This window comes from Nitrosospira sp. Nsp11, from assembly GCF_900142705.1.
Taxonomy (GTDB): domain Bacteria; phylum Pseudomonadota; class Gammaproteobacteria; order Burkholderiales; family Nitrosomonadaceae; genus Nitrosospira.
In genome coordinates, this window is the sequence record NZ_FRBV01000030.1 from 1,460 (window position 1) to 2,828 (window position 1,369).

The following is a 1,369-nucleotide window of genomic DNA, read 5'->3' on the forward strand; positions in this document are numbered from 1 at the left end:
ACCATCCCAGCGGGATGATGCGTTGGCTGACTACGACCAATCACAAGGATATCGGCACGATGTATTTGTGGTTCAGTTTTCTGATGTTCCTGACCGGGGGCGTGATGGCGCTGACGATCCGCGCCGAGCTTTTCCAGCCCGGCATACAGGTCGTCAATCCGGAGTTTTTTAATCAGTTGACGACCATGCATGGTTTGGTGATGGTCTTCGGCGCCATCATGCCGGCGTTCGTCGGTTTTGCCAATTGGCAGATACCGATGATGATCGGGGCGCCCGACATGGCTTTTGCGCGCATGAACAACTGGAGCTTCTGGCTATTGCCCCCGGCGGCTTTGATGCTGATTACCTCGTTCTTTGTGCCCGGCGGCGCAGCTGCTGGTGGCTGGACATTTTATCCGCCGTTGTCGGTGCAGATGGGCGTAGGCATGGACATGATGATTTTCGCCATTCATATCCTTGGCGCTTCTTCCATCATGGGGTCGATCAACATCATCACGACCATCCTCAACATGCGGGCGCCGGGCATGACACTGATGAAAATGCCGATGTTCGTGTGGACCTGGCTCATCACCGCCTATCTTCTGGTGCTGGTGATGCCGGTGCTGGCGGGCGTGGTCACCATGCTGCTGACGGATCGCAACTTCGGCACCAACTTCTTCAATGCGGCGGGCGGCGGCGATCCGGTTTTGTTCCAGCATATCTTCTGGTTCTTCGGCCACCCCGAGGTCTACATCATGATTTTGCCATCGTTCGGCATCGTCTCCGAAATTATTCCGGCCTTTGCGCGCAAGCCATTGTTCGGATATTCCTCGATGGTGTATGCCACCGCCTCGATCGCCATCCTGTCCTGCATCGTCTGGGCTCATCACATGTTCACCGCCGGCATGCCGGTAACCGGGCAGCTGTTTTTCATGTATGGCACCATGCTGATCGCGGTTCCGACCGGCGTTAAAGTGTTCAACTGGACCGCCACCATGTGGCGCGGTTCCATGACGTTCGAAACCCCCATGCTGTTTTCCATCGGTTTCATTTTCCTGTTCGTAATCGGCGGATTCAGCGGGGTCGTTTGCGCGATAGTGCCGATAGATGTCCAGGTACAGGATACCTACTATGTCATTGCGCACTTCCACTATGTGCTGGTGTCGGGCTCACTCTTTGCCATATTCGCCGGAACCTACTACTGGATACCAAAATGGACCGGGCATATGTATGACGAGACGCTGGGCAAATGGCATTTCTGGCTCTCCATGTTCTTTTTCAACCTCACCTTCTTCGTTCAGCATTTCCTGGGATTGGCGGGCATGCCACGCCGTATTCCCGACTACGCGCTCCAATTCGCCGATTTCAACATGATTTCCAGCATAGGCGC

General features: G+C 55.1%; 1 protein-coding gene. It reads left to right on the plus strand.

Going from position 1 to position 1,369, the window contains the following annotated elements; all coding sequences use genetic code 11:
• A partial coding sequence (locus BUA28_RS15255) for a cytochrome c oxidase subunit I (RefSeq protein WP_072768996.1) occupies nucleotides 1-1,369 on the plus strand: 1,369 nt, incomplete at both ends.